We start from the raw sequence: 5,970 nt of genomic DNA on the forward strand, positions 1-5,970 counted from the left end.
GCTCTTAGTAAAGAAAAAGAGCTTGAAATAAAGGTTCGACAAAAACGGTACGGACATTGCCATCCGTATTTTTTTTATGAATTTATAAAACTTTTCCATACAGTGCGTCGTCTAATAWATGGGAAGGAGGAAATGATGTGGATGAATTAACGGTAGAAGCGTTTGAAATAGAAGATAAGGAACTCTTTATCGATGAAATCATGAACAAGTATGGACAAGAAGTCCTGCAGCTTGTGTATTCATATGTAAACAATAAAGAGATTGCTGAGGATGTAACGCAAGATATATTTGTGAAATGTTATAAATCTCTTCATACATACAAAGGGAAATCGAATGTGAAAACGTGGCTATGGAGAATTGCGATTAATCAATGTAAGGACTACATAAAAAGTTGGTATAACAAAAAGGTGATCGTGACAGAGGATGAAGCTGCTTATATTGGGGTTCAAAATGATAGTGTCGAACAAACTGTTATTCAAAATGCGAAGGACCGTGAACTGGCTTCTGCAGTAATGAATTTACCGATAAAATATCGAGAAGTCATTTATCTATTTTATTATGAAGAACTATCAATTAAAGAGATTGCTATTGTAATAGAAGTGAAAGAAAACACGATAAAAACGAGACTGAAAAAAGCGAAGGAGCTTTTGAAGAAAGGATTGGAGGAATAATCAAATGGAAGATCGATTAAAAGGCYTGCGAAAATCAATGGAGAAYACAACTTTTAAACATTTGAGTTTTTCTGATCAGCATCGAAAGCGGGTGCACGAAAAAATCAATCAATCGTCCGAAAAGGAAGAAGATATCCTTTTAGCAGTGTTGCAACTTCTTATGAATGAAAAAACGGGTTATGAATTGATGCAGTTACTGCGGGGGAGAGGGATTCAAAAATACGAAGGCGATGAAGGGTCTCTATACACTTTATTACATCGTCTAGAACAGAATCGTTTTATCCAATCAAGTTGGGATCATTCAGGAGCTAAATATTATCAATTAAATGATAAGGGAAACAAGATGCTGCGAAAGGCAGAAAAAGATGCTACGAAGGCACGGTTTATATTAAAAGGATTAGTACAGGAGTGAGATAAAATTGAACAAAAAAGGGGAGCGTTTTTTAAGCGAAGTTACGAACCATATTAAATCAAAAGAAGCGAAGGACTTAGTGGCAACGGAACTAGACTTTCACTTGAAACAGGCGAAGAATATGTGGATAGAAAAAGGGTTAAGTGAGGAAGTTGCTGAAGATAAGGCTGTTGAACAAATGGGAAGTCCGATTAAACTTGGCCGGGAACTGAACAAACTGCATAAGCCAAAGGTTGATTGGTTCTTACTTATTTTATTAGTGGCTGCGATGGGGCTAGGATTTTTGCCAGTTATAGCTTTTGGATATATGAATGATTTACTAATGAATAAGGTGATATCTGTTGTTCTTGGTATTGCAACAGCGTTAGGGATGATGCTGATTGATTATCGGAAGTTAGAGAGATTTGGATGGTTGTTTTATACAATTGGGATACTGATCTTGTTAATGTTATACTGTTTTCCTCATGTTTCGGTGGCTGGAGAACCGTTAATAAAAATCGGTCCCATTGCAATTGGTCGCTTAATGGCGGTACCTTTTTTCTTTCTAGCTTGGGCTTCTTTTTTTAATAATAGTAGGATAAAAGTTATGCATCTTGTGGCCCTGTATTTATTTTCTTTGTATTTATTCTTAATTGGATCAGCTCTTTCAACAATATTTATTTATATTGTGATGGTATTTGTTATGCTTTGGTGGAGTAGGTTAGGAAAGAAAAAGGTAGTGATTATTACAGCTGTGCCCATTTGTTTATTTATTTTCGGGGTATTCTCTTATTGGCCTTCAGTGAAAAGTTATCACTGGCCTACCTTTTTAGCATATATAAATCCAGAGCGTGATGCACGTGGCGCAGGGTTTATGTATATACGTTTAAAAGAGGTAATGTCATCAGCTGGTTGGTTTGGAACATATGGAGATACAAAGTTCATCCCTACTGCGGATACTGATTTTGTATTTGCAAGTTTGACTTACTATTATGGATATGTGCTTGCATTAATCCTTGTCCTGATCCTTTCTCTTTTCGTAGTAAGGTTAGTAGTCATATCTTATAAAATAAATGATCGATACGGTAAACTGCTTTTAGTTGGAGGCATGACTCTTTTCATAGTTCAGTTCATTTATAACGTTGGAATGATCCTAGGCTTATTACCGATTGCTTCTATATCACTACCCTTTATTAGTTATGGATTAACACCAACTGTATTTCATGCGCTTTTAATGGGGATTGTGCTGAGTGTATATCGGCGTAAAGATATGTCGTTTAGAATGAAAAAGACACCTTGATGATTATCAAGGTGTTTTCGTTATAGACTCAAAACTCTCCAAATCAGTTGGTGCTATACGCTTTTATTGACGTTACAAATGATAACAGCGTCGAAATGAAATATAGCAGAACGAGAAAAAGCATTAACAGACGTTGTAATTACTGTAGATGAACAAGAACGAGTAGCTACATTAGCGTGAAATAGGGAACTCGCATTAAGACGTGCTTGTGGGGAGCTTTTAATTCGGATGCGAGCTTGCTTGCCTGTCCCTTGAACACAAGATCGTTCTCTCCCTCAAGAATTAGAGCTGGGGAATTGATTTTGCGCATGTCTTCGGTGGTAAGGGCAAAACGCTCGCTTTTACGGATGTATTCCGGCTCATTCGAAGTACCAAACACCCATACGCCATTTTGCAACGCCCAACGAGCGTAGGTGTCTTGTTTCTTGATCCACTCGAGTACGGGTATCGCCTGTTGATCGAGTCCGGCTTTGATCCACTCAACAAGGRATTCWGGAAGCGGRGGATACGTCGCGCCAAAGYTYGTCATACCGTCGTCGAGCACGATTGCTGCGGGGCGATGATCAAAGGCGGCTGTCCGAGCGCAAAGATATCCGCCCAGGCTATATCCAAATAACACAATTTGGGACTTGTCAATCTCAGGACGTGTCTCAGCATAATCAATAACAGAACCAAGCACTACTTCCCAGTCTGGACGATAGGATACTTTCTTCTCACGGATCATGCGGCCCGTACCAGGACCGTCATACAGGAGCACGTTAAAACCGCGTCGCAATGCGGCTGCGCCAATAACGTAGTAGCCTTCTTCTGTCGTCGAGTCAAATCCATTGGTGTAAATGAGAGTCGGACGGGGTTTCCCACTGCCGTCCATGAGGAGCAAGTATCCAGGGAGTGTATCTTTGCCGTAAGGGATGGCRATTTCCTCGAAGGGACCATCCAGTAGTTTTCCCGCCTTCACAAACGCCTCGCGAGAAAGATTGAATAGCTCGAGAACGTGTGGATCGTTTTGGGGATCCTTGCGACGGTAAAATTCAGCGTTGCGATAGTAGGCCGAAGCGCGCAAGAATGCCTCCCGTGCGCTAATTTTGTCCCCGTGTTCGAAGGAATATTTGCCACTCTCATAAATACGGTCTGCGGTAGATTTCCACTCCCTCATCCATGCCTCTTCATCCCCCTCTGGGATTGCGGCAGCGGTCAAGAACACTTCGTTGAGATCGGCACCGTTGTCAACTGCGAATCCAGCGGCACGCAATGTTTCGAAATTAAAAGATTTATCTTTGAAAAAAAAATCCGTGGCATAGACGCCCTTTTGACTTGTCAGTGAAGGGAGTGGTTGTGTATCAATTTTCTTTTTGGTGGATGCTGTATACATCGGATTATTTACTGGAGCAGCATAAGCTGGAGGTACTGGGGATGCTGTATACATCGGATTATTTATTGGAGCAGCATAAGCTGGAGGTACTGCGGATGTTGCATATATTGGATTATTTATTGGAGCAGTATAAGCTGGAGGTACTGGGGATGTTGCATATATTGGATTATTTAYTGGAGCAGTATAAGCTGGAGGTACTGGGGATGCTGTATACATCGGATTATTTACTGGAGCAGTATAAGCTGGAGGTACTGGGGATGCTGTATACATCGGATTATTTACTGGAGCAGTATAAGCTGGAGGTACTGGGGATGCTGTATACATCGGACTATTTACTGGAGCAGTATAAGCTGGAGGTACTGGGGATGCTGTATACATCGGATTATTTACTGGAGCAGCATAAGCTGGAGGTACTGCGGATCCCATAAAATTAACTGGGTACTCATAACGCCAACAGTGCTTTAAATATTGTTCATACATGTTTTCCTCCTACTTTCTAAATAATACATTAAAGGATGTGCTAATATCATATACAGTCCATAATATAGGAATCAGGATAGAAAAGTGCTAAGTAGATTCCTGTTTTTTAATAAAAAACGGCTCGATCTCAAAATGAATCTGTAGAACACTTTGTGTAAGTTTTCAAATCTATTAACAATGAGAGAACTCATTTTATGGAATTTCGTAACACTTATATTGATCTTGGCTAATGGAAAGCATTTTTGGGTAGGATTCTCGATGGTTTTTCTAATTTTATAATCATATACGTAATAGTACTTCTCTTGTTGCTCAAGTGCTTGCAACTCTTTCGTTAATAAATGGTATTTGTCTGTAAGTCCGGTTGTGAGTGCGTCGTGTTCTTCGCCAACTAATAAGGTGAAAGGTCTTGGTGATGAGATTGAAAGGGTGCGGATGTTTAGATCAGTAAAAGTGTGATTAGATTGTAAAATGGTATGTAATTTTTCGGTAGGAAACTCACCGTCATAAATAGCAATGAAATAATGATTCGTTTTTTCACTCCTTGTTTTTTTCTAAAATGATATATTCTACTTTAAAGGTGTAAGTCCTGCACAAAAAGAAACACCTTGATTCATATCAAGGTGTAATAAGTTCAAAACTCTCCGGATCGGCCCTAATTACAAAGGGGCTAACCTCACCGGCACTATAAAGCTGCAATCTCTGTAGATCAACAAGAACAAGTCGCTGCGCTAGTATAAAAAGAAACCGTATGAAGGGAGAACTTTCATGCGGTTTTTGTTGCTTAACAGGATATAAATATGAAAGGTATAATAAGTATTATTATAACGTTTAAAAAATGCAGTAGTGTTGGAGTTGAAATGAATCAGCTTATTAATTTGCTTTTACTAGATAGGATTAATTTAAAGAGGTGAATGGAATGAATACTAATGTTCAAAAAGAGTTAAATCAATTAATAGATAGAATGACTTCTTCTCTTTCTGATGTTAATAAAATTATTTTATTTGGGTCTCATGCTTACGGTACACCTAATGAGGATAGTGATTTTGATTTATGTGTAGTGGTTGATGGTATTGGTAARAGRAAAAGAGAAGCCTTAAAGRAATTGAATTTAAGTATATTYGATGTAATGAAAACGCCAGTCGATTTACTTGTTTACGGTTCTGAAGAATTTAATGAGCGCTCTGGTAATCCTGTAACAATGGAATACAAGATTGCCGAAGAAGGTAAGGTATTGTATGAAAAACTTCAATGAGGCAAATTTATGGTTTGGAATTGCGGATTCAGATATTAGAGCTGCTAACCATCTATTGTCTTTAATACCTATACCTTTTGCAATTATTTGTTATCATTGTCAACAGTGTGCTGAAAAATATTTAAAGGGGTATTTAACGTTCAATGGCACTCATCCGCCTAAAACACATAATTTGTTGCTATTAGCAAGGAGATGTGCTGAATTTGATGTGGAATTTAATGATTTGAGAGATGATTGTGCAGAGCTAAATAGTTATGGGGTTGAAGTTAGATATCCTTATTTTGAAGAACTGAATAAAACGGACGTATTGCGAGCTATAAAAAGTGCGGACAATATTAAGAGTTTTGTTTTAGAAAAAGTTAAATAACAGAGGATGAAAAAATGATTTTAAGAGATAGAGGTTCATTTTTTTAGCGTCTTAAAGGTGTTCGGAATGTAAATTTTGTATACAAAAGAAACACCTTGATAAAAAATCAAGGTGTCTTAGTTATTAACTTAAAACTC

At 38.2% G+C, this 5,970-nt stretch carries 7 protein-coding genes and 1 pseudogene; 6 read left to right on the forward strand and 2 right to left on the reverse strand.

The genetic code is table 11. From position 1 onward, the window contains the following. Positions 1 to 137 precede the first annotated feature (137 nt). The 3 genes from AC1DJR_RS21775 to AC1DJR_RS21785 are packed head-to-tail and all read left to right on the forward strand — an operon-like array spanning position 138 to position 2,362. Positions 138 to 671, forward strand: a complete 534-nt coding sequence (locus AC1DJR_RS21775; RefSeq protein WP_429691941.1) for a sigma-70 family RNA polymerase sigma factor — start codon at positions 138 to 140, stop codon at positions 669 to 671. A 4-nt stretch (positions 672 to 675) separates the two neighbouring features. Next, on the forward strand, positions 676 to 1,083 hold the full coding sequence (locus tag AC1DJR_RS21780; protein WP_429691940.1) for a PadR family transcriptional regulator: 408 nt from the start codon (positions 676 to 678) through the stop codon (positions 1,081 to 1,083). A gap of 7 nt (positions 1,084 to 1,090) precedes the next feature. Beyond that, positions 1,091 to 2,362, forward strand: coding sequence for an FtsW/RodA/SpoVE family cell cycle protein (locus AC1DJR_RS21785; protein WP_429691939.1), 1,272 nt, complete (start codon positions 1,091 to 1,093; stop codon positions 2,360 to 2,362). A gap of 166 nt (positions 2,363 to 2,528) precedes the next feature. On the opposite strand, the gene AC1DJR_RS21790 is transcribed toward AC1DJR_RS21785, so the two are convergent. Next, positions 2,529 to 3,734: an alpha/beta hydrolase family protein gene (locus AC1DJR_RS21790; protein WP_477003479.1), complete on the reverse strand. Its 1,206-nt coding sequence runs from the start codon at positions 3,732 to 3,734 to the stop codon at positions 2,529 to 2,531. A 41-nt stretch (positions 3,735 to 3,775) separates the two neighbouring features. Between AC1DJR_RS21790 and AC1DJR_RS21795 the strand changes: the two genes are divergently transcribed. After that, positions 3,776 to 4,162, forward strand: a complete 387-nt coding sequence (locus AC1DJR_RS21795; protein WP_477003480.1) for a hypothetical protein — start codon at positions 3,776 to 3,778, stop codon at positions 4,160 to 4,162. A 240-nt stretch (positions 4,163 to 4,402) separates the two neighbouring features. Here the strand turns inward: AC1DJR_RS21795 and AC1DJR_RS21800 are convergent. Next, a pseudogene (locus AC1DJR_RS21800) lies at positions 4,403 to 4,729 on the reverse strand (hypothetical protein); the annotation flags it as partial. 401 nt (positions 4,730 to 5,130) lie between these two features. Between AC1DJR_RS21800 and AC1DJR_RS21805 the strand changes: the two are divergent. Together AC1DJR_RS21805 and AC1DJR_RS21810 are read left to right on the forward strand one after the other, a co-directional pair. Further along, complete coding sequence (locus AC1DJR_RS21805; RefSeq protein ID WP_477003481.1) at positions 5,131 to 5,466, forward strand: nucleotidyltransferase domain-containing protein; 336 nt, start codon at positions 5,131 to 5,133, stop codon at positions 5,464 to 5,466. Beyond that, entirely contained in the window at positions 5,450 to 5,833 is a 384-nt protein-coding gene (locus tag AC1DJR_RS21810; RefSeq protein WP_429687798.1) for a HEPN domain-containing protein, read from the forward strand. Before AC1DJR_RS21805 ends, AC1DJR_RS21810 begins: the two co-directional genes overlap by 17 nt. Positions 5,834 to 5,970 lie beyond the last annotated feature (137 nt).

This window comes from Bacillus sp. 05T31 (genome assembly GCF_056396725.1).